Origin of the sequence: Streptomyces sp. NPDC059008 (genome assembly GCF_042749045.1) — a bacterium.
Taxonomy (GTDB): Bacteria; Actinomycetota; Actinomycetes; order Streptomycetales; family Streptomycetaceae; genus Streptomyces.
Genome location: NZ_JBHYJC010000012.1, coordinates 189,644 through 214,604 on the forward strand (window position 1 = coordinate 189,644; position 24,961 = coordinate 214,604).

General features: G+C 73.0%; 17 protein-coding genes. 11 read left to right on the forward strand and 6 right to left on the reverse strand.

Features of this window, described 5'->3' with window-relative positions:
* Nucleotides 1-10: 10 nt before the first annotated feature.
* Nucleotides 11-2,962 carry a beta-N-acetylglucosaminidase domain-containing protein gene (locus ACFWZH_RS17655; protein ID WP_384431250.1) on the reverse strand — a complete coding sequence of 984 codons (2,952 nt, stop codon included), beginning with the start codon at nucleotides 2,960-2,962 and terminating at the stop codon, nucleotides 11-13.
* Between the two features lie 486 nt (nucleotides 2,963-3,448).
* Here ACFWZH_RS17655 and ACFWZH_RS17660 point away from each other — a divergent pair, with 486 nt between their 5' ends.
* From ACFWZH_RS17660 to alc, 8 genes are all read left to right on the forward strand, one after another.
* Nucleotides 3,449-3,718 (forward strand): hypothetical protein, encoded by a 270-nt coding sequence (locus ACFWZH_RS17660; RefSeq protein ID WP_384431191.1) that lies wholly within the window; start codon nucleotides 3,449-3,451, stop codon nucleotides 3,716-3,718.
* A 6-nt stretch (nucleotides 3,719-3,724) separates the two neighbouring features.
* Complete coding sequence (malQ, locus tag ACFWZH_RS17665; protein WP_384431194.1) at nucleotides 3,725-5,848, forward strand: 4-alpha-glucanotransferase; 2,124 nt, start codon at nucleotides 3,725-3,727, stop codon at nucleotides 5,846-5,848.
* A 130-nt stretch (nucleotides 5,849-5,978) separates the two neighbouring features.
* Nucleotides 5,979-7,682, forward strand: a complete 1,704-nt coding sequence (locus tag ACFWZH_RS17670; protein ID WP_384431197.1) for an alpha-L-fucosidase — start codon at nucleotides 5,979-5,981, stop codon at nucleotides 7,680-7,682.
* 59 nt (nucleotides 7,683-7,741) lie between these two features.
* Entirely contained in the window at nucleotides 7,742-7,984 is a 243-nt protein-coding gene (locus ACFWZH_RS17675; RefSeq protein WP_384431200.1) for a hypothetical protein, read from the forward strand.
* A 271-nt stretch (nucleotides 7,985-8,255) separates the two neighbouring features.
* On the forward strand, nucleotides 8,256-9,233 hold the full coding sequence (locus ACFWZH_RS17680; protein WP_384431202.1) for an acyl-ACP desaturase: 978 nt from the start codon (nucleotides 8,256-8,258) through the stop codon (nucleotides 9,231-9,233).
* Nucleotides 9,234-9,354: 121 nt separating this feature from the next.
* Nucleotides 9,355-10,356 carry a DMT family transporter gene (locus tag ACFWZH_RS17685; protein WP_384431205.1) on the forward strand — a complete coding sequence of 334 codons (1,002 nt, stop codon included), beginning with the start codon at nucleotides 9,355-9,357 and terminating at the stop codon, nucleotides 10,354-10,356.
* A 29-nt stretch (nucleotides 10,357-10,385) separates the two neighbouring features.
* Complete coding sequence (locus ACFWZH_RS17690) at nucleotides 10,386-11,360, forward strand: LysR family transcriptional regulator (RefSeq protein WP_384431208.1); 975 nt, start codon at nucleotides 10,386-10,388, stop codon at nucleotides 11,358-11,360.
* Nucleotides 11,361-11,490: 130 nt separating this feature from the next.
* On the forward strand, nucleotides 11,491-12,642 hold the full coding sequence (alc, locus tag ACFWZH_RS17695; protein WP_384431211.1) for an allantoicase: 1,152 nt from the start codon (nucleotides 11,491-11,493) through the stop codon (nucleotides 12,640-12,642).
* A 178-nt stretch (nucleotides 12,643-12,820) separates the two neighbouring features.
* Here the strand turns inward: alc and pepN (ACFWZH_RS17700) are convergent, their stop codons facing one another.
* Entirely contained in the window at nucleotides 12,821-15,385 is a 2,565-nt protein-coding gene (gene pepN, locus ACFWZH_RS17700; RefSeq protein WP_384431214.1) for an aminopeptidase N, read from the reverse strand.
* A gap of 186 nt (nucleotides 15,386-15,571) precedes the next feature.
* Between pepN (ACFWZH_RS17700) and ACFWZH_RS17705 the strand changes: the two genes are divergently transcribed.
* Nucleotides 15,572-16,096 carry a DUF1203 domain-containing protein gene (locus tag ACFWZH_RS17705; RefSeq protein ID WP_384431217.1) on the forward strand — a complete coding sequence of 175 codons (525 nt, stop codon included), beginning with the start codon at nucleotides 15,572-15,574 and terminating at the stop codon, nucleotides 16,094-16,096.
* A gap of 75 nt (nucleotides 16,097-16,171) precedes the next feature.
* On the opposite strand, the gene ACFWZH_RS17710 is transcribed toward ACFWZH_RS17705, so the two are convergent.
* Entirely contained in the window at nucleotides 16,172-17,203 is a 1,032-nt protein-coding gene (locus ACFWZH_RS17710; RefSeq protein ID WP_384431220.1) for an aspartate-semialdehyde dehydrogenase, read from the reverse strand.
* Nucleotides 17,204-17,650: 447 nt separating this feature from the next.
* Here ACFWZH_RS17710 and ACFWZH_RS17715 point away from each other — a divergent pair, with 447 nt between their 5' ends.
* Nucleotides 17,651-19,396, forward strand: coding sequence for a TIGR03767 family metallophosphoesterase (locus ACFWZH_RS17715; RefSeq protein WP_384431223.1), 1,746 nt, complete (start codon nucleotides 17,651-17,653; stop codon nucleotides 19,394-19,396).
* A gap of 36 nt (nucleotides 19,397-19,432) precedes the next feature.
* On the opposite strand, the gene ACFWZH_RS17720 is transcribed toward ACFWZH_RS17715, so the two are convergent.
* Entirely contained in the window at nucleotides 19,433-20,455 is a 1,023-nt protein-coding gene (locus ACFWZH_RS17720) for a hypothetical protein (protein WP_384431226.1), read from the reverse strand.
* A gap of 124 nt (nucleotides 20,456-20,579) precedes the next feature.
* A complete protein-coding gene (gene pepN, locus ACFWZH_RS17725; RefSeq protein ID WP_384431228.1) occupies nucleotides 20,580-23,168 on the reverse strand; it encodes an aminopeptidase N in 2,589 nt (862 codons plus the stop codon).
* 133 nt (nucleotides 23,169-23,301) lie between these two features.
* On the opposite strand from pepN (ACFWZH_RS17725), the gene ACFWZH_RS17730 reads away from it, so the two are divergent.
* A complete protein-coding gene (locus tag ACFWZH_RS17730; RefSeq protein WP_384431231.1) occupies nucleotides 23,302-23,946 on the forward strand; it encodes a DsbA family protein in 645 nt (214 codons plus the stop codon).
* A gap of 133 nt (nucleotides 23,947-24,079) precedes the next feature.
* Here ACFWZH_RS17730 and ACFWZH_RS17735 read toward each other — a convergent pair whose 3' ends face one another.
* On the reverse strand, nucleotides 24,080-24,721 hold the full coding sequence (locus ACFWZH_RS17735; protein WP_384431233.1) for a superoxide dismutase: 642 nt from the start codon (nucleotides 24,719-24,721) through the stop codon (nucleotides 24,080-24,082).
* Nucleotides 24,722-24,961: the final 240 nt, after the last annotated feature.

Below are 24,961 nucleotides of genomic sequence, written 5' to 3' on the forward strand. Positions count from 1 at the left end.
CCGCCCAGCGCTATCCGCGGTCCTCGACCGCGTACGCCTCCACCGACCACAGCGAGTACCCGAAGCGGGTGGCCCGCTTGTCGCCCTGTATCCGTACGAAGCGGGCGTCCTTCGCGTCCATCCTGACCGACTCGCGGCCGCCCTTGCCGTCCCGCACCGTGGCGGCCGTGCGCCAGCTGCGGCCGTCCGGGGAGACCTGGATGCGGTAGCGGGCCGCGTAGGCGTCCTGCCAGTTCAGCACGAGCCGGCCGAGGCGGGTCGGGTGCGCCAGCGCGAACTGGAGCCAGGCGCCGTCGTCGGCGGTCGAGGACCAGCGGGTCTTGGGATTGCCGTCGGTGACGGCCGAGGCCGGGAAGTCGGCGGTCTCGTCCCCCGAGGACGTGGCGACGGCGCCGCGCGCCAGGTCCTCGCCGCCGGTGCGCGGATAGGCGCGCAGGGACAGCGTCTGCTCCTCGCCGCCGAAGGCCACCGGGATCTCATACGTCCCAAAGGTGGCGGATTCGGGCACGTCGATGCTGATGCGGACGGTGGCGGTGCCGCCCCGCGGCGCGGTGACCTCCTTGGGCGCGTGCACGGTGAAGCCCTTGGGCGCCTTGACCGTCAGTTTCTCGCGGACGTCGGCCGGGCGGCGGGAGAAGAGCCGGGCCTCGACCGTCGCGCTGCCGCCGGCCGGTGCGTCCGCCTCCTTGCGGGACAGTTCGAGCCCGGCCGGCGGGGTGTCGTCGAACCAGGGGGTCAGGGCGTGGACGGACGGGGCCTCCGCGCCGTTCTCCCAGGTCAGACGGACCGCGTCGGCGCGCAGCCGGGGGGTGCGGGACTCGGTCCAGCCGGTCGCGGAGAGCCGGTCGAGGCGGCGCCAGCCCTCGCCGGGGACATGTGCCTGAAGCTGGACGCCGCCCGCGGACGGCCCCGGGTCGGTCAGCGCGGTGACCGCGGCCAGCGGGCGGGCCCGTTCGAAGGGGACGGTGAGGGAGGTGGGATCGGCGCCCTCGGTGGGACGGGGGGCGTCGCCGCGGGTGCCGACCCAGGCGTCGGCCTCGGTCATCGCCCGCTGGAGGAACGGCGCCAGCACACCCTTGCCGACCGTCGCCGGGCTCCGCTCGGCCTCCTTGCGCAGCCGCTGCACCGCGCGCTGGGCCGACCAGGCGGCGTCGCCGTCGCCCCGGGCCTGCGCCGTCAGTGCGTCCACGGCCTGCTCGCCGGCGCTGCCGTAACGCGCCAACTGCTCGGCCCAGGGCCGTATTTCGGCGGCCAGGTCCGAGTTGAGGTCCTCGGGGGCGGTGCTCATGGCGTGGAAGGCGGTGCGCAGCGCCCTGGCCGCCTTGGCGTAGTCGGGGTCCTTGCCGGGCCGGCCGCCGTTGACCGCCGCCTCGCGGGCCTCCCAGAAGCGGTCGATCAGGGGGCGCAGATACCCGGACTCGTCGCGGTTCAGCAGCGAGGACGAGGCGTTGCCGGCGAGCGCGCGCAGGGCGGCGCGGGCCCGGGGGGCGCCGCCCGCCAGGTCGTCGATGGCCGCCTCCCAGGACTCCGCCGGGCGGTACTCGCGCGGGTTCCAGGCGTAGTCGGCGCTGGTGAAGAGCGGGATACGGGAGGCCAGCGGCTGCTCCATGGCGTTGGCGAGCAGCGCCGAGGAGCCGGTGGCGACGGCCGGCTCACGGCCGCGGTAGGGGCCGAGGAAGATCCGGTCCTGCGCGTAGTCGTTGACCGGGTAGTTGTCCATGGTGACCAGCTGGTGGCCGAACGCCTGGCGGGCGGTGGACAGTTCGCTGCCGGTGATGGTCCGCGGGACCACCCCGACGCCGGTCCAGGCCACCTCGACCCGGTCGCCGAGGGCGTCGGCGAGCGCGCTGCGGTACGCCGTCGAGCCGTCCTGGTAGTACTCGGTCGGCATCAGCGACAGCGGCGCGGCATCCGGGTGCCGCTCGCGCAGATGGGCGGCGAGGGCGTTGGCGACGCGGGCCTGCGCCTTGGCGGCCGCCTCGGGACCGGTGCCGAAGGCGTCCTCGTCGGCGCCGCAGTGCCACTCGTCGTAGCTGACGTCCTGGAACTGCAGCTGGAAGGAGCGCACCCCCAGCGCCCACATCGCGTCCACCTTGCGCCGCAGCGCCCGCAGGTCCTCCTCGGAGGAGAAGCACAGCGCCTGGCCGGGGGCGAGCGCCCAGCCCAGCGTGACGTGGTTGGCGCGGGCCCGCTCGGCCAGCGCCCGGAAGTCCTCGCGCTGCGCGGCCGGGTACGGGTCGCGCCAGCGGGCCTGGCGGTAGGGGTCGTCGCCGGGCGCGTACAGATAGCGGTTCTGCTTGGTGCGGCCCATGAAGTCCAGCTGGGCGAGCCGCTGCGCCCGGCTCCACGGCTGGCCGTAGAACCCCTCGGTGGTGCCGCGCACCGCCGTGCCGGGCCAGTCCCGTACGGCCACCGACGCCAGCTGCCGTCCGCCCCCCTCGTGGTCCGCGCCGTCGGTGACCAGCTGCCGCAGGGTCTGCGCGGCGTGGAAGAGGCCGTCCGGGCCGACGCCGGCCAGCGCGACCGTGTCCCGCCCGCCGACCTGGCCCACGGCGAGCCGGTAGCCGCCGGAGGGCAGATCGCCGCGGGCCGGTGCGCGCAGCGCCCGCAGCGCCTCCTCGGCCCGCTCGCCGCCGACCAGGATCACCGGCCCGGCCGCGGGCAGCCGCTCGCCGGGCGCCGTCCGGCGGACCGTGCGCACCCCGGCGTCCCGCAGCAGACCGCGCAGCACGTCCAGGGTGTACGGGTCGGTGTCCGGCGCGGCCACCAGCGTCGCCTCGCCGCCCAGGGGCACGGCGGTGCCGAGCTCCTGCAGCGACTGGGGGCGCGGCCAGACGGCGGGCAGCCGCCCGGCGCCGGCCGGCCGGTCCGGCTGGTCGGGGGTGCCGACGGCCCGGTCCGCGGGCGCCGCCTGGGCGCTGGGCACCCCGCCGAGCAGCCCGCCGATGACCGCGGCGGCCAGGGCGGTGGTCCCCGCCGCCCGCGCGCGGGCGCCCGCACCGCTCCCCCTGCCGCTCCTACCGATTCTTCCGACGCTCCACACGCCCCGGCCTCGCACGGCTGCTCCTCGTCCCCGTCCATCACTCGCCGGCTTCCACCGGCGCCCCGTATTTCCCGCCGATGTCCGTTCGGACAGACCTTCGGCCGTGAGCCCACCATTGTGGCGGTGAGGGTGTCAACCGGGCGATGCCGGGGTCCGGACGGCTGTGCGGACGCGGGGGGTGCGGCCGGTGCTCCGGGCGGTTGTGCGCGAGGGCGCCGGTCCGCAGGAATTCCGTCGCGGAGGCCGGTTGCGACGCGTTCTGTGTGTCCGCGGGTGTCCCGGGCAGTGAAATCGCCTGCGTGGGGGATAATGTGACGTGGGTCACGTTTCGTGAGCAGATGCGTCTGCGCTCGTGTCGAGTGGGTAGGGCCCACGTGTCCCACTATCGATGAACGGGAGGCCTTCGTGGCCGCGTCCGCTCAACTGCTCCTCGACGCTCTGTCCTCCAAACCGGGAGGTGCGACGATGGAGTCCGATCTCTTCGACGGGGTGTCCAACCCCGACTCCGGCCTGGACGGCTCCGGGTCCTTCAGCTTCGTCGAGCCGCCCCTGACCAGCGAGCCCCCGCTCGCCGACGCAGCGCCCCTGACCAGCGAGGTGCCGATCGCCGCCGAGCTGCCGCTGACCAGCGAGCCGACGGCCGCCGGCCTGGGCACGGAGTCCATGGAGGTCTGAGGGCCCATGGGGCGTGCTCGGCTCGCCCGGTTGTACGGCGTCGCCACGTCGTACACACCCGCACCGGGCAGGACCATCAAGATCGCCGACGACACCGTCGTCGCCGTGCTCGCCGCACTGGGGGTCGACGCCTCCACCCCGCACGCCGTACGCACCGCCCTGGCCGCCTACGAGGACGGACCGGGCCGCGCCCTGCTGCCGCCCACCGTCGTCGCCCGCCCGGGCCGGGCGCCCGACCTCGCCGGTCTCCCCAAGGGCACCGTCCTTCGGGTGGAGCCCGAGGGCGGGGAGCCCCCCGGCGACCTGACCGGGCCCGAGCCGCGGGAGCTGGCCCGGCTGCCCCTGGGCGTCCATACGCTCCGCGCCCACGCCCCCGACGGGCGCCGCGCCCGCGCCCACCTGATCGTCGCGCCCGACCGGGTGCCCGCACCGCCCGGCCGCAGCCACGGCTTCCTGGTGCAGCTGTACTCCCTGCTGTCCCGGCAGTCCTGGGGCATGGGCGACCTCGGTGACCTCGCCGACCTCGCCGCCTGGTCCGGACGCGCGCTGGGCACCGGCTTCGTCCAGCTCAACCCGCTGCACGCGGCCGTCCCCGGTCCGCCCACCGACCCCTCGCCCTACCGCCCCTCCTCCCGCCGCTTCCCCGACCCGGTCCATCTGCGGATCGAGCACATCCCGGAGTACGCCCGGCTGACCGGCGCCGCCCGCTTACGGGCCGACGAGCTGGCCGCCCGGGCCGGCGCGCTGCGCGCCGAGGTGCTCGACCGCGGCGCGCTGATCGACCGGGACGCGGTCTGGGCGCTCAAGCGCGAGGCCCTGGAGCTGCTGTCGGCGGTCCCGCTCACACCGGGCCGGCGGGCCGCGTACTGCGACTTCCTCGCCGAACAGGGGCAGGCGCTGGAGGACCACGCCACCTGGTGCGCGATCGCCGAGCGCCACGGCTCCGACTGGCGCGGCTGGCCCGCCGAACTGCGCGATCCGCGCTCCCCGGGCACCGCCCGGCTGCGGCCGCGGCTGCTGGCGCGGATCGACTTCCACTGCCGGCTCGCCTGGCTCACCGACCAGCAGCTGGCCGCCGCGCAGCGGGCCGCGCGGGAGGCCGGGATGGGGGTCGGGCTGGTGCACGACCTCGCCGTCGGTGTCCACCCCTGCGGCGCCGACACCTGGGCGCAGCAGGACGCCTTCGCCGCGGGCATGTCCATCGGGGCGCCGCCCGACGCCTTCAACGCCCGCGGCCAGGACTGGGGCCTGCCGCCGTGGCGCCCGGACGCCCTGGCCGCCGCGGGCTACGCCCCGTACCGCGAGCTGCTGCGCGGACTGCTGCGGCACGCCGGCGCGCTGCGCATCGACCATGTGATGGGGCTGTTCCGGCTGTGGTGGGTGCCCGAGGGCCGGCCGCCGACCGAGGGCGCGTACGTCCGCTACGACGGCGAGGCGATGCTCTCGGTGCTCGCCCTGGAGGCCCACCGGAGCGGCGCCGCGGTGATCGGCGAGGACCTGGGCACGGTGGAGCCGGGGGTGCGCGGCGAACTGGCCGAACGGGGCGTCCTGGGCACGTCGGTGCTGTGGTTCGAGCGGGATTACGGGAACGGGGGCGGGGAGTCGGCCGCGGCCGGGGACGCCGACGAGGCGGCCGCCCCGCAGCCCGCCGAGGCCCGGATCCTGGCCCCCGACGAGTGGCGCAGCGCCTGCCTGGCCACCGTCACCACCCACGACCTGCCGTCCACCGCCGCCCGCCTGACCGGCGAGGACGTCGCCCTGCGGGAACGGCTCGGGCTGCTGGCCGGACCGCCGGAGCGGGAGCGGTCCCGGGCCGCCTACGAACTCGGCGAGTGGCTGGGGGAGTTGGTGCGGCGCGGGCTGCTGCCCGAGGGGGCGGGTGACGAGGAGGCGGCGGTCAGGGCCGTGCACCGCTTCCTGGTGCGCACCCCGGCGCGGATGGTCGGGGTGTGGCTGCCCGACGCGGTGGGCGACCGGCGCCCGCAGAACCTCCCGGGGACATGGGATGAATACCCGAACTGGCGCCTGCCGATCGCCGGCCCCGAGGGACGTCCGCAGACCCTCGAAGAGCTGGCGGCCTCGCCCCGACTCCACGCACTTATGCGGGAGTTGTCGCACGAACTGCGCTGAATCCAGCTGCCGCGCACACCCTTCCGGTCTCCCGCGCTGTCCGGCACCATGCCCTCGACACCATCCAGACATCCGACCATTCGGGCCTGTGTTTGTGTGCTCGTCATGGTTCGGCGAGGTGGAGGGAACCATGGCTCCTCGCAGCATCCGGCGGACGCTGTGCGCGCTCGCGCTGACCGCGGCCGCCGCGCTCGTCCCCGTCCACAGCTCCCTGGCCCAGTCGCCACCGGCCGCCGGGCTCCCGGCCGCCGGCCCCTGCGATCGGCCCGTACGCCCGGCCTCCCAGATGGCCGTCGAGCCCTGCGACACCCCCGGCCGGATCATCGACAAGGCCGCCCACATCGTGCCCACCAAGGGGCAACTCGCCTGGCAGCACCGGGAGGTCACCGCCTTCACCCACTTCGGGATGAACACCTTCACGAATCGTGAATGGGGATCCGGCGCCGAGGACGAGAAGCTCTTCGACCTCCTGGGGCCCGCCCGCTCCGGCTCCTTCCGCAGGGACGTCGCCCAGTGGATGCGTGCGTACAAGGCGGCCGGTGCCGAGCAGGTGATGCTGACCGCCAAGCACCACGACGGCTTCGTGCTCTACCCGAGCCGCTACACCCCGCACTCCGTCGCCGCGAGCCCCGGCCGCCCCGATGTCGTCGGCGCCTATGTCGAGGCCGCCCGCCGGGCCGGACTGAAGGTCGGGATCTACCTCTCGCCCTCCGACGGGGCCGAACTGCCGCACGCCTGGCACGCGCGGTGGGTCGAGGAGATCCGCATCAAGCAGCAGGAGGGCCGGCCGCTCAGCCTGCCCGAGCGGGTCGCGCTGGAGGACGGTGCGTACGCACCGCGCGGCCTGGGCCGGTTCGGCAACGGCAGCGAGGTCACCGAGCGCACCATCCCCACCCTGGTCCCCGGTGACGACCGGGCCGCCGCCGTCCGCAGCGGCCGGCTGCCCGTCTTCCGCGTCCGGGCGGACGACTACGACGCGTACTACCTCAACCAGGTATACGAGCTGTTCACCCAGTACGGGCCCCTCGACGAGCTGTGGCTGGACGGCGCGAACCCCTGGACGGACTCCGGCATCACCCAGAAGTACCAGGTCGCACAGTGGTTCCGGCTGATCCACCGGCTCTCCCCGGACACCGTGGTCTTCGCCGGGCCGCAGGGCGCCCGCTGGGTCGGCAACGAAAGCGGCGTGGCCCGCGAGACGGAGTGGAGCGTCACCCCCTCCGCGGCCGACCCGTGGACCGTCATGGCCGGCGGGCTGCCCCACGACTCCACCGACCCCGACATCGGCTCCCGCGCCCGGCTGCTGGCGCCCACCACCAGGTACCTCCAGTGGTACCCGGCCGAGGCCGATGTCTCGCTGCGGCCGGGCTGGTTCCACCACCCCGGTGAACGGCCCAAGACGCCGGCGCAGTTGGTGGACCTGTACGAGAGGAGCGTGGGCCGCAACGCCACGCTGCTGCTGAACGTCCCGCCCGCCAAGGACGGCCGGATCGCCGCCGAGGACGTCGCCTCGCTCACCGCCTTCGGGACGGCCGTGCGCGAGACCTACGGCAGGGACCTGCGGGCGGCCGGACCGGGGCCCTGGACCTTCGACCGGATCGGGCTCGCGGAGGACATCCGCCACGGCCAGCGGGTCGAGCGCTTCGCCGTACGGGCGCGGACCGGCGGGACGTGGACGACGCTCGCGCGCGGCACCACCATCGGGCACCGGAGGATCCTCGCGCTGCCGCGGCCGGTGACGGCGGACGCCGTACGGGTCGTCGTCGAGGAAGCCCGCGGGCGGACCCGCCTCGCACCGGTGACGCTGCACCTCGGCCGGGGAGCGGGCGGCTGAGGGGGCCGTTGCGCCACCCCGGGCGCGCGGGGCGGCGGGGCGTCCGATACGTTGACTTCGTGAGCAACAAGGTCAATAAGAATGTCCTGCGCGCCGGAACCATCACCGCCGGCACCGCGCTGCTGCTGCTGATGTCGTCCCCCGCGTTTGCGCTCGCCCGCGACGACGGTGACGACCCGGGTCCGGGCCTGAGCGTGATCGAGACGCTCGGCCTCTATGTCGTAGCCCCCATCGTGATCTTCCTGATCATCGCCGGACTGGTCATGGTGAGTGACAAGTCCCGCAAGCAGGCCAAGTCCTAGGACCTGCTCGCCCGACGGCCGCCGGTGCGGCCGGCACGGGCACCAGCGACGCCTCAAGGGCGCCCATCGGTGACAAGAACCGAGGGGCGCCCTTTGTCGTACCCGGATATTTCCGCAGGTGAAAAAGGGGTTGCGAGGCGGCTATCGAGCGATTTTCGGCCGGTTTGCGAGGGGCCCGCGTTTAACCGGCCCTAACCTACGATGACGTAACCTACGCAGCCGTAGGTCAAACCTACGGCCCCGTAGGTCATCGTCCCCCTGGAGTTCCCCCGTGACCATCGCCCCCGCCCGCCATAACGGAGAGCGCGGCCAGGCCGCCTGGAGCGACGCCCAGCTGCTCTACGCACTCGAAGAGGTCGTCGAGAAGGAACTCAACCGGCACGAGAAGGTCGCCAAGGAGTGGATGCCCCACCAGTACGTCCCCTGGAGCGACGGCCGGAACTTCCCCGGGGTGCTGGAGGACGGCGAGGCCTGGGCTCCCGAGCAGTCCAAGGTCACCGACATCGGTCGGATCGCCCTGGTGGTCAACCTCCTCACCGAGGACAACCTCCCCAGCTACCACCACGAGATCGCCACCCTCTTCGGACGTGACGGCGCCTGGGGCACCTGGGTGCACCGCTGGACCGCCGAGGAGGGCCGGCACGGCATCGTGATGCGCGACTACCTGCTCACCAGCCGGGCCGTCGACCCCGACGAGCTGGAGCGGTTCCGCATGGCCCACATGTCGGAGGGCTTCGAGTCCGACAACGCGCACAGCATGCTGCACTCGGTGGCCTACGTCGCCTTCCAGGAGCTGGCCACCCGCATCTCGCACCGCAACACCGGCCACCACTCCGGCGACCCGGTCTGCGACCGGATGCTCGCCCGGATCGCCGCGGACGAGAACCTCCACATGCTCTTCTACCGCAACCTCCTGGGCGCGGCGTTCGAGCTGGCCCCCGACCAGACCATGTGCGCCGTACGCGATGTGGTCACCGGCTTCCGGATGCCCGGCCACGGCATGCCCGGCTTCGAGCGGGCCGCCGCCCGGATGGCCCTCGGCGGGATCTACAACCTGCGCATCCACCACGACGACGTGCTGCAGCCGGTGCTGCGCTTTCTGAAGGTGCTGGAGATCGGCGGCCTGGGTCCCGCGGGTCTGGCGGCGCAGGAGGAGCTGGGGCTGTTCATGAACGGCCTGGACGCTCAGGCGCGGAAGTTCGACGAGCGGCAGGCGGCCATCCTCGCCCGCCGGCAGGCCCGCAGGTAACGCGGCCGCCGGTCGTCACATCTTTCAGTTCACCTAAAAGGTTTGATCGAAATTATTCGATGGACCTGATGGGTTCGGGGCTGCCACGGTGGAGGCTCACCACCACCGAGGAGAGGAAGCCGTGGCAGTCCTGGAGCGCGTCCGTAGGCACCGCACACCCTCCGCGCAGGGCGGGGGCACCCCCGTGCGGGCGGGGGAGAAGCCAGGCGCGGGGGCGACGTCGCGAGCGGGGGCGGGCCTGGCCCTCGCCCTGGCGGCGACCGTGGTCTGGTCCGGCAACTTCGTCATCGCCCGGGCCCTGCACGATGCCGTCCCGCCCGTCCAGACCGCCTTCTGGCGCTGGATCATCGCGCTGCTCGCGGTCGCACCGTTCGCCCTCGCGCAGGTCCGCCGCCAGTGGCCGGCCGTCCGCCGGCACCTCGGATTCCTGGCGCTGGCCGCCCTGTTGGGCGTCACCTGCTTCAACACCCTCGTCTACCAAGCCGGGCGCTCCACTTCGGCCACCAACATGGCCATGATCGCGGCCGCCTCGCCGATGATGATCGCCCTCTTCGACCTCGTCGGCGGGCGACGCGGCCAGGCGCGCGTCAGGCTCGGCGCGCGCCGGGTGGCCGGCATGCTGCTCGCACTGCTCGGCGTCGACACCCTGGTCGGCAAGGGCTCACCGACCGCCCTGTGGCGACTCGACTTCACCGCCGGCGACCTGTGGATGCTCGCCGCGACCGCCACGTTCGCCGGCTACAGCGCCCTGCTGCGCCGCCGGCCCCCGGAAATCGGCGGGCGCGCCTTCCTCTTCGTGACCTTCGCGCTGGGCGCGGCCATGCTCGCGCCCGCCTACGGGGTGAGCCTCGCCGTCGAGGGCGGCTTCACCCCCGGCGCCGCGACGGTCGGGCCGCTGCTCTACATAGGCCTGCTGTCCTCGGCCGTCGCCTACTTCACCTGGAACAAGGCGATCGCCCTGGTCGGCGCCGCCCGCGCCGGGGTCGTCTACTACCTCCAGCCGGTGTGCGTGGCGCTGCTCTCGCTGGCCGTCCTGGGCGAGCCCGTCGGGCCCGTGCAACTGCTGTGCATGGCGCTGATCGTGGCCGGTGTCGCCCTGGGGGCGGCGGGCGCCCGGCGGTGAGCGCCGCGCCGGGTGCGTACGCTGCCCGCATGGCCGACTGGGACATCAAAAAGCTGCGTATCCTGCGCACCCTTCAAGAGCTGGGCACGGTCACCGCGACCGCCGAGGCGCTGCACATGACACCCTCGGCGGTCTCGCAGCAGCTGACCGGCCTGGCCAGGTCGCTCGGGGTGACGCTGCTGGAGGCCCAGGGCCGACGGGTGCGGCTGACCGACGCCGCGCAGCTGGTGCTGCGGCACGCCGAGGCGGTCTTCGCGCAACTGGAGCGCGCGGACGCGGAGTTGCTGGGCTACCTCCAGGGCGAGGCCGGCCAGGTGCGCCTCGGCGCGTTCTCCACGGCCATCCCCGCGCTGGTGGTCCCCGCCGTCCAGGAGCTGCGCCGCACCCACCCGGGCCTGTCGGTCGCCGTACGGGAGGCGGAGGCGGAGGCCGCCTACGAGCTGCTGGCGGAGGGCAGCGTCGACCTGGCGCTGTCGCTGGCCGCGCACGCCCCCACCCCGCGCGACCCCAAGTTCAGCCGGGTCGCGCTGCTCGCCGACCCGCTGGACGTGGCGCTGCCGGCCGGCCATCCGCTGGCCTCCGAGCCGGGACTGCGGCTGGCCGACCTGGCGGGCGAACCCTGGATCTTCGGCAGCAGCGGGCCCTGGTCGCAGATCACCACCGCCGCCTGCGAGAACGCCGGGTTCGTGCCCGAGCAGGCGCACGCCGCAGCCGACTGGAGCGCGATCTGGGCGATGGTCGCGGCGGGCATGGGGGTGGCGCTGGTGCCCCGGATGGCGATGGCGGGCGGTATCGGCGCCTTCGGGGGCGGGGAGCCGGGCGGACGGGACGGCCGGGCCCGGGTCGCGTTGCGGGTGCTGTCCGGAGACCAGCCGCGGCGCCATGTGGTCGCGGCCGTCCGGCGCGGCTCCGAAGGGGCGCCGGGGCTGGCCCGCGTACTGGCCGCGCTCCGCCAGGCGGCCATCGCCCAGGCGCCCCGGGAGGGCTTCCACACCGGCGGCTGAACGGGCGGACCGTCCCGCCTACCGTTCAGCTCTGCTGAACATATTCCTCAAAAACTTTCGATGGACCTGTGGGGTGGTCCGCTGCGACGGTGGACCGGTCCGCACCACCCCGGCACATCGAAGGGCGACGATGACCCACACCCCGGCCGACACCACCGACCCGCACGCCAACGACGCCGATCCGTACGGCGGCGGAGACCCCTACGCCGACTACCGCGGCGGGGACTTCCCCTTCACCTCGCTCGTCGATCTCGCCGACCGCCGCTTCGGCGCCGGTGTGATCGCAGCGAACGACGAGTTCTTCGCCGAGCGCGAGAATCTGCTGAAGCCGACCCCGGCGGTCTTCGACCCCGAGCACTTCGGCCACAAGGGCAAGATCATGGACGGCTGGGAGACCCGGCGCCGCCGCGGCGCCGACGGCGAGAACCCCTTCCCGACCGACGACGAGCACGACTGGGCGCTGATCCGCCTCGCCGCCCCCGGCGTGATCCGCGGCATCATCGTCGACACCGCCCACTTCCGGGGCAACTACCCCCAGCAGATCACCGTCGAGGCGACGTCGCTGCCCGGCAGCCCCAGCCCCGAGCAGCTGCTCGCCGACGACGTGAAGTGGGAGGAGCTGGTACCGCGCACACCCGTCCGCGGCCACGCCGCCAACGGCTTCGAGGTCACCGTCGAGCGCCGCTTCACGCACCTGCGCCTCAAGCAGCACCCCGACGGCGGCATAGCTCGCCTCCGGGTCTACGGCGAGGTCGTGCCGGACCCGGAGTGGCTCGATGTGCTCGGCACCCTCGACCTGGCCTCCGTCATGCACGGCGGCACCGTCGAGGACGCCTCCGACCGCTTCTACTCCTCGCCCACCCAGATCATCCAGCCCGATCTGTCCCGCAAGATGGACGACGGCTGGGAGAACCGCCGCCGCCGGGTCAAGGGCACCCACGACTGGGTGCGCTTCCGCCTCGCTGCCCAGGGCGAGATCCGCGCCGTCGAGATCGACACCGCCTACCTCAAGGGCAACTCCGCGGGCTGGGCCGCCCTGTACGGCTGCGACGCGGCCGCGGGCGACCCGGCCGACGACGCCTCGTGGTTCGAGATCCTGCCGCGCACGAAGCTGCAGCCCGACACCCCGCACCGCTTCGCGCTGCCGCGCCGGGTGACCGCCACCCACGTACGGCTGGATGTCTTCCCCGACGGCGGCCTCGCCCGTATGCGTCTGCACGGCGACCTCACCGAAACCGGCCGCGCCGACCTGGTCCGCCGCTTCGACGAGCTCAGCGGCTGAGCCGCCCCCTGTTTGCACCGGGCCCCGGTAGGAGGGGGCGGGGCCCGGCGCACACTTCCCCCGCGCCCTTCGAGGAGCCGGGGGACACCCCATCGCCCGGCGGACGGCAACGCAGCTGGCGCCCGTCCGCCGGGCGGCACCACGCTTCCGTGGTGGCCGGCGACTCGTCGGACGGGCCCTACGCCGCCGCGTCCGCCGCCTGGGCCTTCAGCGCCCGCTCGATCCCCGCGCGCGATTCGGTGACCAGGCGGCGCAGCGCCGCGCTCGGTTCGGCCGAGGCCAGCCAGGCGTCGGTGGCGTCCAGGGTCTCGGGGGAGACCTGCAGCGCCGGGTAGAGGCCCACCGCGATCTGCTGGGCCATCTCGTGGCTGCGGGAGTCCCAGACGGACTTCACCGCGTCGAAGTACTTCGCGGTGTACGGCGCCAGCAGCTCCCGCTGGTCGGTCTGCACGAAGCCGCCGATGACGGCCTCCTGCACGGCGTTGGGGAGCTTGTCGGACTCCACGACCGAGGCCCAGGCCCCGGCCTTGGCCTCCTCGGTCGGACGCGCCGCGCGGGCCGTCGCCGCATGCCGCTCGCCCGCCGAGGTCTTGTCCCGCTCCAGCTCCGCCGCGATGGCCTCCTCGTCCGCCCGGCCGGTGGCCGCCAGCCGCTGCAGCAGCGACCAGCGCAGCTCGGTGTCCACCGCCAGCCCGGAGATCTCCGTCGTGCCGTCCAGCAGCCCCTGCAGCAGATCGAGTTGCTCGTCGGTACGGGCCGCGGCGGCGAACGCCCTGGCCCAGGCCAGCTGGTGGTCGCTGCCCGGCTCGGCCGCCCGCAGGTGCTCGGCGGCCGCGTCGGTCCAGATCGCCAGCCCCTGCTCGCGCCACTTCGGCGCCGCGTACAGGTCCAGCGCCAGCTTCACCTGGCGGTGCAGCGACTGGACGACACCGATGTCCGACTCCTTGCCGATGCCCGACAGCACCAGCGACAGGTAGTCACGGGTGGCCAGTTCGGCGTCCCGCGTCATGTCCCAGGCCGACGCCCACGACAGCGCACGCGGCAGCGACTCGGTGAAGTCCCCGAGGTGCTCGGTGACGACCTTCAGCGACTCCTCGTCCAGCCGGACCTTCGCATACGACAGGTCGTCGTCGTTGAGCAGCACGACGGCCGGCCGCTGCGTGCCCACCAGCTCGGGCACGGCGGTCCGCGCACCGTCCACGTCCAGCTCGATCCGCCCGGTGCGCACCAGCTTGCCGTCCTGCAGCTCGTAGGAGCCGATCGCGATCCGGTGCGGCCGCAGCACCGGCTCGCCCTTCGCGCCGGCGGGCAGCGCCGGAGCCTCCTGCCGGACCGCGAACGAGGTGATCACGCCGTCCGCGTCGACCTCGATCTCCGGCCGGAGGATGTTGATCCCGGCCGTCTCCAGCCACTTCTTGGACCAGGTCTTCAGATCCCGCCCGCTGGTCTCCTCCAGCGCGCCCAGCAGATCGCTCAGCCGGGTGTTGCCGTAGGCGTGCGCCTTGAAGTAGGCCTGCACACCCTTGAAGAACTCCTCCATGCCGACGTAGGCGACCAGCTGCTTGAGGACGCTGGCGCCCTTGGCGTAGGTGATGCCGTCGAAGTTGACCAGCACATCGTCGAGATCGCGGATCTCGGCCATGATCGGGTGGGTGGACGGCAGCTGGTCCTGCCGGTAGGCCCAGGTCTTCATGGAGTTGGCGAACGTCGTCCACGAGTGCGGCCACTTGCTGCCGGGCGCGTAGGCCTGGCAGGCGATGGAGGTGTACGTGGCGAACGACTCGTTCAGCCACAGGTCGTTCCACCACTCCATGGTGACCAGGTCGCCGAACCACATGTGCGCCAGCTCGTGCAGGATCGTCTCCGCCCGCACCTCGTACGCCGCGTCCGTCACCTTCGACCGGAAGACGTACTGGTCGCGGATGGTGACCGCGCCCGCGTTCTCCATCGCACCGGCGTTGAACTCCGGCACGAAGAGCTGGTCGTACTTCGCGAACGGGTAGGCGTAGTCGAACTTCTCCTGGAACCAGTCGAAGCCCTGCCGGGTGACCTCGAAGATCGCGTCCGCGTCCAGGTGCTCGGCCAGCGACGGCCGGCAGTAGATGCCCAGCGGCACCGACTGCCCGTCCTTCTCGTAGGAGCTGTGCACGCTGTGGTACGGGCCGACGATCAGCGCGGTGACATACGTCGAGATCCGCGGCGTCGGCTCGAAGCGCCAGAGGGTCCCGCTCGGCTCCGGCGTCGGGGAGTTGGAGATCACCGTCCAGCCCTCCGGGGCGTTCACGGTGAACTGGAACGTCGCCTTCAGGTCCGGCTGCTCGAACGAGGCGAACACCCGCCGCGCGTCCGGCACCTCGAACTGCGTGTAGAGGTAGGCCTGCTGGTCCACCGGATCCACGAAACGGTGCAGACCCTCGCCGGTGTTGGTGTACGCGCAGTCCGCGACGACCGTCAGCTCGTTGCGGCCGGCCGGCAGCCCGCGCAGCGCGATCCGCGAGTCCTTGAACACCTCGTCCGGATCCAGCGCGGCGCCGTTGAGCACCACCTCGCGCACGGTCGGCGCCACCAGGTCGATGAAGGAGTCGGCGCCCGCCTCCGCGACATCGAACCGCACCGTCGTCGCGGACCGGTACGTGCCGCCCTCCTGCGCACCGGACAGGTCGAGATCGATCTCGTACGCGTCCACGGTCAGCAGCCGCGCCCGCGCCTGCGCCTCGTCGCGGGTCAGATTCGTGCCAGGCACCCGGTCATCTCCTTCGCATCGGTTGTCGCATCGGACTCTTCGGCCATCCTTCCACGCGGTCGGCGCTGTGACCCGTGAGTAGGGTGAGTGGCAGGCGCGAGCGCCGGGGCCGGGGGAACGGCCCTGACGAAACGCGGCGTCCGGAACCCGCCGGCAATCGCCGCCCACGCGGCCGACGCTGGACGTATGACGACCTACACCCCGCACCCCGTCCCCGCCGCCGCCCTGAAGGAACTCCGCGTCACCGACGACGCCGGGCGGCCCGTCGAGCCCTACCTCGCCCGCGAGGACGGCGTACCGGTGGACTGTGTCGGCAGCCCGCTGCGCTGCTGCCTGCGGGCGATCCGGGCCGGCGAGCGGGTCGCGCTGGTGTCCTATGCGCCGCTGCGCCGCTGGGCGGCCCGGACGGGGGCCGCTCCCGGCGCGTACGACGAGCAGGGGCCGGTGTTCATCCACGCCGAGGAGTGCGGCGGGCCGGACGGGGACGCCGACGGGTACCCCTTCGCACGGCCCGGAGCGCTACGGACCCTGCGCCGCTACGACGCCCGGGGGCAGATCGTCGGCGGGCGGCTCCTGGAGATCCCCCAGGACGCCGTGGCCGGATTCGACGCGGCCTTCGCCGAGGCCTTCGCCGACCCGGAGGTGGCGCTGGTGCACGTACGCGCCGTGGAGTACGGCTGCTTCCAGTTCGAGGTCCGGCGGGCTGGCTGACCCCCTCGCCGCCGAACGCGCGAGTGCCCGTACGGAACAGGGGTCCGTACGGGCACTCGGCGTGCTCGGGTGCGGTCAGCCGCGCAGCTCCGCGGCGACCAGCTCCGCGATCTGGACGGCGTTCAGCGCCGCGCCCTTGCGGAGGTTGTCGTTGGACAGGAACAGCGCCAGGCCGTTGTCGACCGTCTCGTCCCGGCGGATCCGGCCCACGAAGGACGCGTCCTGGCCGGCGGCCTGGAGCGGGGTGGGGACGTCGGAGAGGGCGACGCCGGGGGCGCCGGCCAGCACCTCCTGGGCGCGCTCGGGGCTGATCGGACGCGCGAAGCGGGCGTTGACCTGCAGCGAGTGGCCGCTGAAGACCGGGACGCGGACGCAGGTGCCGGACACCTTCAGCTCCGGGATCTCCAGGATCTTGCGGCTCTCGTGGCGGAGCTTCTGCTCCTCGTCGGTCTCGTTCAGACCGTCGTCGACGATCGAGCCGGCCATCGGCAGGACGTTGAAGGCGATCGGGCGGACGTACTTGTCCGGCGCGGGGAACTCCACGGCCGAGCCGTCGTGCGTCAGCTTGGTGGCGTCCTGCTCGACCGCCTTGCGGACCTGGCCGTCCAGCTCCTCCACGCCGGCCAGACCGCTGCCGGAGACCGCCTGGTAGGTGGCGACGACGAGCGAGACCAGGCCGGCCTCGTCGTGCAGCGGGCGCAGCACCGGCATCGCGGCCATGGTCGTGCAGTTCGGGTTGGCGATGATGCCCTTGGGGCGGTCGGTGATCGCCTGCGGGTTGACCTCGGAGACGACCAGCGGCACCTGGGGGTCGCGGCGCCAGGCCGAGGAGTTGTCGATCACGACGGGGCCCGCGGCGGCGACCTTCTCCGCCAGCGCCTTGGACGTCGCGCCGCCGGCCGAGAACAGGACGATGTCGAGCCCGGAGAAGTCGGCGGTGGCCGCGTCCTCGATCGTGATCTCGGTGTCCTGCCACGGCAGGGTGCGTCCGGCGGACCGGGCCGAAGCGAACAGCCGCAGCTGCTCGACCGGGAAGTTCCGCTCGGCGAGAATGCCCCGCATCACGCCGCCGACCTGTCCGGTGGCTCCGACGATTCCGACCCTCATGGGACTCCTTCTTTCTGGCCTGGCTTCGGTGACTGCTCCAGAACACCTGCTCAGTAGTGCCTCCATCATGTGTGTGACACCCGTCGCCTTGTCCAATCCATTCCAGTCTGTGGAGGGTCGGGGGACCGGACGGACGCGTAGCGTACTGCGCCCGTGGCGGAGCGTGTTCACCAGGCTGGCGCACGGCCTCCTGATACCCCGCGGAGTGAACGCGCGGTGACCGCCGGTCGCACCCCCGGGCAGGGCTGTGTGGCCGGCCGGTGGCCGGCAGATCCCTGTGCGGTGATGGGTTCCCGGCGTTGCGGTGGCGTTCACGCACAGGTCATTCCGGATGCCAACCATCCCTGGTGACGGGGCAGTTGTGCTGCTGGAGGGCGACGAAGCAGTCCCCCTTCGGCCACCACTGGCCCCGGCCGCCTTTGCGTTCGCACCCGGGGAGCCTCGCGTATGTCCCGTATCCGGTCCGCCGCCACTCTCGACCGCCGTACGTTCCTCGCCGCCACCGGAGCCGTCGGCGCCGCCACCGGGCTCGGGCTCGCCTTCGGCGTCGGCCCCGACCGGGCGGCGCAGGCCGCCACCGTCGCCCCCGGCCCGGCCCCGGCCGCGCCCGTCGCCGTCGACGCCCCCGCCGTCCCCCGTGTGCCGTACGCCAGGGGCACCACCCTCGGCTCCGCCGCCGCCCCGCGCGGCAGCGGAGGCTACCGCCGGCTCGCCGACGGCCCCGGCTGGGACCGGGTCGTGCGCGCCGAGCTGGCCGCCGCCCACGGCGGGCGCGAGCGGCGGCGCACCGCGCTGGCGTCGTTCGTGCAGTTCACCGACCTGCACCTGGTCGATGTACAGAGCCCGCTGCGCTACGAGTACCTGCGCGCCGAGACCGCGAGCGCCTGGCGGCCGCAGGAGGCGCTGTCCGTCGCCGGCGTGGTCTCGCTGATCGAGCGGGTCAACGCGCTGCCCGGCGGGCCCGCCACCGGCGCCCCGCTGTCCTTCGTGATGACCACCGGCGACAACACCGACAACAACTCCAAGCTGGAGCTCGGGTGGTTCCTGACCGCGATGAGCGGCGGCCGGATCACCCCCAACTCCGGTGACCCGCGCCGCTACGAAGGCGTCCAGGACAGCGGGCTGAAGCTGTACTGGCAGCCGGACAGCGCCCTGCGCGACGCCGACAAGCAGCTGGGCTTCCCGCGGCTGCAGGGGTTCCTGGACGCGGCCATCCGCACGGTCCACAGCCCGGGGCTGCGGCTGCCCTGGTACTCCACGGTCGGCAATCACGACTCGCTGCCCGGCGGGTGCTACGCGCCCGGTGACCCGTTCTTCGCCGAGATAGCCACCGGCGGCCGCAAGTTGGAGAAGCTGCCCGCCGCCGAGGCCGCGAAGGTCTGGAAGGCGGTCAAGGAGGGCCTCGACCCCAAGGGCGAGGACTTCAAGCGGCTGCTGAAGACCCACGCCCGGCAGGCCAGGAGCGTCACCCCCGACGCGCGCCGCGCGCCCTTCACCCGCGCCGAGTACCTGCGCGCCCACCTCGACCCGGCGCACACCGGCCCGGGCCCGCACGGCCACGGCTACACCGCGGCGCACCTGGACACGGGCCGCCTCTACTACACCTTCCGCGTCTCCGACGACGTCCTCGGCATCAGCCTGGACACCACCGACCCCGGCGGCCACTACACCGGCTCGGTCGGCGAGGCCCAACTGCGCTGGCTGGAGCGGACGCTGAAGCAGAACGAGCGGGGCGAGAAGGCGCATGTGCTGGTCTTCAGCCACCACACCAGCAAGACCATGAACAACACCCGGCCCGACCCGGCCCGGCCGCACGAGAAGCGGTACGGCGGCGCGGAGCTGGTCGAGCTGCTGGCCGCCCACCCCTCGGTCGTCGGCTGGATCAACGGCCACAGCCACAAGAACGACATCACCGCGCACGGCACCTTCTGGGAGGTCTCCACCGCCTCGCACATCGACTTCCCGCAGCTGGCCCGGGTCGTCGAGCTGGTGGACAACCACGACGGGACGCTGTCGCTGATCACCACGCTGGTGGAGTCGGCCGCCCCGCACCGCACGGACTTCACCGACCTCTCGCAGACCGGGCTGGCCGCCCTCTACCGCGAGCTGTCCTTCAACGCGCCCGCGGCCCGTACGGACCTGTCGGGCACGGCCCGGGACCGCAACGTCGAGCTGCTGCTCAAGCGGCGCTGACGGGAACGGAGCCGGGGCAGGGACGGAGCCGGGCCCTCAGCGCGGCAGCGCGACCACATACGCGCTCGGCTCCCGTTCCGGCGCCGCCATCAGGGCGGTACGGACCACCGCGGCCTGCTCCGCGGGGGCCTCGCGCAGGGTGCGCGGCAGGCAGCGGACGACGGTGATGCCCAGCCGCTCCAGATGCTCGCGCTTGTGGTCGAAGGCCGCGTGCAGCGGGTCCTCCTCGGGGCGCGGCGCACGGGTGTCGATCTCCAGGGCCACCGCGTGCTCCGGCCAGTAGGCGTCCACGCCGCCCAGGTGCGGCCCGCCCGGCAGCCGCAGATCGACGTTCCACAGCGGCTCGGACAGGCCGTGCTCGCGCACCATGGCGTACAGCCGCTGCTCGGCCAGCGCCCGGCCCTCGGCGAGCAGGGCGTCGACCGCGTCCACCACGTGCGGCCGGGTCAGCAGCCGCGCCCGGCTCAGCTCCCGCACCACCGCGCTCGCCTCGCTGTGGCCGCCGCGCACCGCCTCGGTCAGCAGCCGGCGCACCGCCGCGGCGTCGTGGAGCCCGGCGACCGCGTCGGCCAGCGCGCGGGGCACCGGCGCGGTCGGCACGCCGGTGACCTGCTGCGGTACCGGCAGGTCCGCGGCCCGCACGACCTGCGCGAAACCGGTCGAGCGCAGCCGCCGGGTGCGGGCGACCAGCACCTCGATGCGGTCCAGTACGAGCAGCGGGGGAGCCTCGGAGAAGCCGTGCAGGGCCAGCGCCGCCAGACCGGTGATCATCGCCGCGGGGGCGTCGTCGGACCCGCCGGGCTGGCGGGGCACCGACGGCCCCCGGTGGCTGGCGTACAGCAGCACCGCCTGCAGCCGCTCCTCGCTGGTGGGCGGCCCCGGGTGGAGCAGGTAGACGCCCGGCAGGACCTGCTGCCAGCAGCCGCCGGGGCGGCAGCGCTCGGTCAGCTCCGCCGCCGGGACGCCGTGCTCACGCAGCTGGCGGGTGGTCAGCACCCGGCTGCGGAGCCCGGAGAGGTGCTGGAGGGGGAGGGGGGAGAGCGGGGTGTCGTGGTTCATGACCGCTCGATTCCCGCCCCCGCTCCGCCCCCTAACCGCTGTTACACGCCCGTACCTCAAACCGGACAATCCTGGGCTAAAGTACGGGCGTTCGACTGCCGAAAAGGGCTGGTGGCAGCCGGGGTTACGGCCTGGGCCCGGCCGCCTCGTCACAAGCCTGTGCCCGCAGTGCGCGGGCGAGGTCGTCCCGCTCCTCCAGCACCAGCCGGCGCAGCGCGGGCGCCGCCTGGGCGTGCGCGGCCAGCCAGTCGTCCGCGGCCTCCAGGGTGGCGCGCTCCACCAGCCAGGCCGGGAACAGTCCGCGCACCACGTCCATCGCGATCTCGATGGACCGCTCCCGCCACACCCGCTCGATCGCCGCGAAGTAGCGCGGGGCGTACGACGTCAGCAACTCCCGCTGCCCGGGCTGCGCGAAACCGGCGATGGTCGCCTCCACCAGGGCGTTGGACAGCGCGTCGGACTCCACCACGTCCGCCCACGCCTGCGCCTTGACCTCCGCCGACGGGCGGGCCGCCAGGCAGCGCACCTGGTGGCGCTTGCCGGAGGCGGTGTCGTCCCGGGCCAGCTCCGCGGCGATCACGTCCTCGTCCGCGACGCCGTGCGCGGCCAGCGGCTCCAGGAACGACCAGCGCAGCTCCTGGTCCACCTCCAGGCCGTCGATCTTCGCCGTGCCGTCCAGCAGGCCCCCCAGCAGCTGGAGGTCGGCGGGGGTGGTGGCGACCGCGGCGAAGTGCCGGGCCCAGGTCAGCTGGTGGTCGCTGCCCGGATCGGCCAGCCGCAGCTCGTGCAGCGCGCCCTCGGCCAGTTCGCGGGCGGCCGCCTCGCGGCGGTCCGGCGCGCAGTAGTGCTCCAGCGCCGTCTGGGCCTGCCCGTGCAGCGTCTGCAGTACGCCGATGTCGGTCTCCTGGCCGGCGAACCGCCGCACCAGGCCGAGGTAGTCGCGGGTCGGCATCAGGCCGTCGCGGGTCAGGCCCCACAGCGCCGCCCAGCACAGCGCCCGCGCCATCGGGTCGGGCAGATCGCCGAGCCGGGCCCGCAGCGTGGCCAGCGATCCCTCGTCGAACCGCACCTTGCAGTACGTCAGGTCCTCGTCGTTGACCAGGATCAGCTCGGGCCGCTCGGAGCCGGCCAGCTCCGGCACGGCTGTCCGCGGCCCGGTGACGTCGACCTCGGCGCGGGCGTAGCGCACCAGCGCCGAGTCCGCGTCCAGGCGCCGGTAGAGGCCCACCGCGACCCGGTGCGGCCGCAGCTCCGGGTGCTCCGGCGCCGCCTCCTGCAGGATGCTCAGCTCGGTGATCCGATCGTGTGCGTCATAAGTGACCTGGGGGGTCAGCGCGTTGACGCCCGCGGTCTCCAGCCAGGACCGCGACCAGGCCGCCATGTCCCGGCCCGACGTCTCCTCCAGCACCGCCAGCAGGTCCGCCAGCCGGGTGTTGCCGTACGCGTGGCGCTTGAAGTAGCGCCGGGCGCCCTCCAGGAACGCGTCCTGGCCCACGTACGCCACCAGCTGCTTGAGCACCGCGGCGCCCTTGGCGTAGGTGATGCCGTCGAAGTTGAGCTTGGCGTCCTCCAGGTCGCGGATGTCGGCGGTGACCGGGTGGGTGGAGGGCAGCTGGTCGGCGCGGTAGGCCCAGGACTTGCGGCGGTTGGCGAAGGTGATCCAGCCGTTGGCGAAGCGGGTCGCCTCCACCTGCGCGAAGGCGCCCATGAAGTCCGCGTAGGACTCCTTGAGCCACAGGTCGTCCCACCACTGCATGGTCACCAGGTCGCCGAACCACATGTGCGCCATCTCGTGCAGGATGACGTTGGCCCGGCGCTCGTAGGACGCCTCGGTCACCTTCCCGCGGAAGACGAACTCCTCGCGGAAGGTGACACAGCCCGGGTTCTCCATCGCGCCGAGGTTGTACTCCGGCACGAACGCGGTGTCGTACTTCCCGAAGGGGTAGGGGAAGTCGAAGTGCTCGTGGAAGAAGTCCAGGCCCTGCTTGGTGACGGTGAAGACGTCGTCCGCGTCGAAGTGCTTGGCCAGCCCCTTGCGGCACAGCGCGCCCAGCGGGACCACCAGCTCGGTGCCGTCCTCGAAGGTGCGGCGGTAGGTGTCGGTGACGTAGTGGTACGGGCCGGCGACGACCGCCGTGATGTACGTGGAGATCGGCTGCGTCCGCGCGAACCGGTGCGTGCCGGCCTCGGCGTCGCCCTCCTGGGCGCCGTTGCTGAGCACCACCCACCCCTCGGGGGCGGTCACCTCGAAGGTGAACGGGGCCTTGAGGTCGGGCTGTTCGAAGTTGGCGAACACCCGGCGGGCGTCGGCCGGCTCGTACTGGGTGTAGAGGTAGACCTCGCCGTCCTCGGGGTCGACGAAGCGGTGCAGCCCCTCGCCGGTGCGGCTGTAGGCGCACTGCGCGTCGACGACGAGGGTGTTCTCGGCGGCCAGGCCGTCCAGCGCGATCCGGGTGCCGTCGAAGACCTTCGCGGGGTCCAGCTCCCGCCCGTTGAGGGTCACGGAGGTGACCGACGGCGCCAGCAGGTCCGCGAACGTCGAGGCGCCCGGCTCGGCGCAGCGGAAGCGGATGGCCGTACGGGACCGGAACGTGGCCGCGGCCTGCCCCTGCCCGACCGCTGAGCGGACATCGAGCGCCACGTCGTAGGCGTCGACGCTCAGCAGTCGACCCCGCTCACGTGCCTCGTCCCGGGACAGATTCTCACCTGGCACGACGTGACTCCCTCGTCCTCGTCTCGAATATCGAACACGGGGAATCATGGCACGCCCCCCGACGGTTGAACCTGCCACCGGACAGCACGACCGAGAACCGACCCAGCACGGCTTGCCTGAGGAGACGAGACCCTTGCCCGAAACCGCGAAGACCCCGGCAGACTTCTGGTTCGACCCCCTGTGCCCCTGGGCCTGGCTGACCTCCCGCTGGATGCTGGAGGTGGAGAAGGTCCGCCCGGTCGAGGTGCGCTGGCATGTGATGAGCCTGGCCGTTCTCAACGAGGACAAACTCGACACGCTGCCGGAGGAGTACCGCGAGAACATGCGCCCGGGCGGCAAGGCCTGGGGCCCGGTCCGGGTGGTGATCGCCGCCCAGCAGTTGCACGGCGACGAGGCCGTCGGCCGGCTCTACACCGCGCTCGGCACCCGCTTCCACAACGAGGGCCTCGGTGTGAACCCCGAGAGCATCGCCGCCGCCCTCGAAGACGCCGGCCTGCCCGCCGACCTGATCGAGTACGCCGACAAGGACACCTACGACGCGCAGCTGCGCGCCTCCCACAAGGAGGGCATCGACCTGGTCGGCCAGGAGGTCGGCACTCCGGTCATCGCGGTGCCCGGTTCCGACGGCGAGCAGATCGCCTTCTTCGGTCCGGTCGTCACCCCGGCCCCCAAGGGCGAGCAGGCCGCCAAGCTGTGGGACGGCACGCTGATGGTGGCGTCGATCCCCGGCTTCTACGAGATCAAGCGGACGCGGACCCAGCCGCCGGTCTTCGGCTGAAGCGACCGGCCCGCGCGCCGTGGGCGCATGGGCGAGGCCCCACGAGTCATGTCCTCGTGGGGCCTCGCCGTTACTCCGCCCGCCCGGCGAAAGGTGAGAAGACGATCACGAGGCGGGACGCATCCTCGGCGCGCTACGGCGCCAGCAGCAGGTTGTGGGCGCGCTCCTTGGCGGCCGTGTAGCGCTTGGCGACGTCCTGCCAGTTGACGACCTGCCACATGGCCTCGATGAAGTCCACCTTCTGGTTCTTGTACTGCAGGTAGAACGCGTGCTCCCAGGCGTCGAAGACCAGGATCGGAACCGAGCCCTGACCGACGTTGCCCTGGTGGTCGTAGATCTGCTCGACGATCAGCCGGCCGGTCACCGGCTCGTAGGCCAGCACGCCCCAGCCGGAGCCCTGGGTGGTGGCCGAGGCCTTGGTCAGCTGGGCCTTGAACTTCGCGAACGAGCCGAAGGACTCGGCGATCGCGTCGGCCAGCTCGCCCACGCCGTCCTTCTCCAGCGGCTCACCGCCGCCGTCGCCGGTCATGTTGTGCCAGTAGATGCTGTGCAGGATGTGGCCGGAGAGGTGGAACGCGAGGTTCTTCTCCAGGCCGTTGATGCTGCCCCACTGGTCCTTGTCGCGCGCCTCGGCGAGCTGCTCCAGGGTGTCGTTGGCGCCCTTCACATAGGCCGCGTGGTGCTTGTCGTGGTGCAGCTCGATGATCTCGGGGCTGATGACCGGTGCCAGCGCCGAGTAGTCGTAGGGGAGTTCCGGAAGTGTGTAGGTCGCCATGCCGATCCCGCCTCCAAGCTGCGTACATGCAGTAGTAGCAGTGCAGTAGTTGCAAACGATGTGCAAGAGCACGCTACCAGCAGGAGTGATCATCGGGCGGCTGCGGGGAGTGTCCTGGTCCCAAAGAAGGAGGCGGGGCTCGTCGTGTTCGTCGCCGCGCTGTTCCTCCTGCGTGAACTCGCCCCCGCCCTGCGGGACCAGATCATGGTGAGCCTGCGGGACCGGGCGCTCGTCGAGGCC

Bases quoted from the DNA above. Each gene is read 5' to 3' on its own strand.
- ACFWZH_RS17670 (WP_384431197.1), top strand. From the start codon at position 5,979: ATGGCTCCTCGCAGCATCCGGCGGACGCTGTGCGCGCTCGCGCTGACC.
- malQ (WP_384431194.1), top strand. From the start codon at position 3,725: ATGGGGCGTGCTCGGCTCGCCCGGTTGTACGGCGTCGCCACGTCGTAC.
- ACFWZH_RS17710 (WP_384431220.1), bottom strand. From the start codon at position 17,203: ATGAGGGTCGGAATCGTCGGAGCCACCGGACAGGTCGGCGGCGTGATG.
- ACFWZH_RS17690 (WP_384431208.1), top strand. From the start codon at position 10,386: ATGGCCGACTGGGACATCAAAAAGCTGCGTATCCTGCGCACCCTTCAA.
- ACFWZH_RS17720 (WP_384431226.1), bottom strand. From the start codon at position 20,455: ATGAACCACGACACCCCGCTCTCCCCCCTCCCCCTCCAGCACCTCTCC.
- ACFWZH_RS17735 (WP_384431233.1), bottom strand. From the start codon at position 24,721: ATGGCGACCTACACACTTCCGGAACTCCCCTACGACTACTCGGCGCTG.
- ACFWZH_RS17705 (WP_384431217.1), top strand. From the start codon at position 15,572: ATGACGACCTACACCCCGCACCCCGTCCCCGCCGCCGCCCTGAAGGAA.
- alc (WP_384431211.1), top strand. From the start codon at position 11,491: ATGACCCACACCCCGGCCGACACCACCGACCCGCACGCCAACGACGCC.
- ACFWZH_RS17715 (WP_384431223.1), top strand. From the start codon at position 17,651: ATGTCCCGTATCCGGTCCGCCGCCACTCTCGACCGCCGTACGTTCCTC.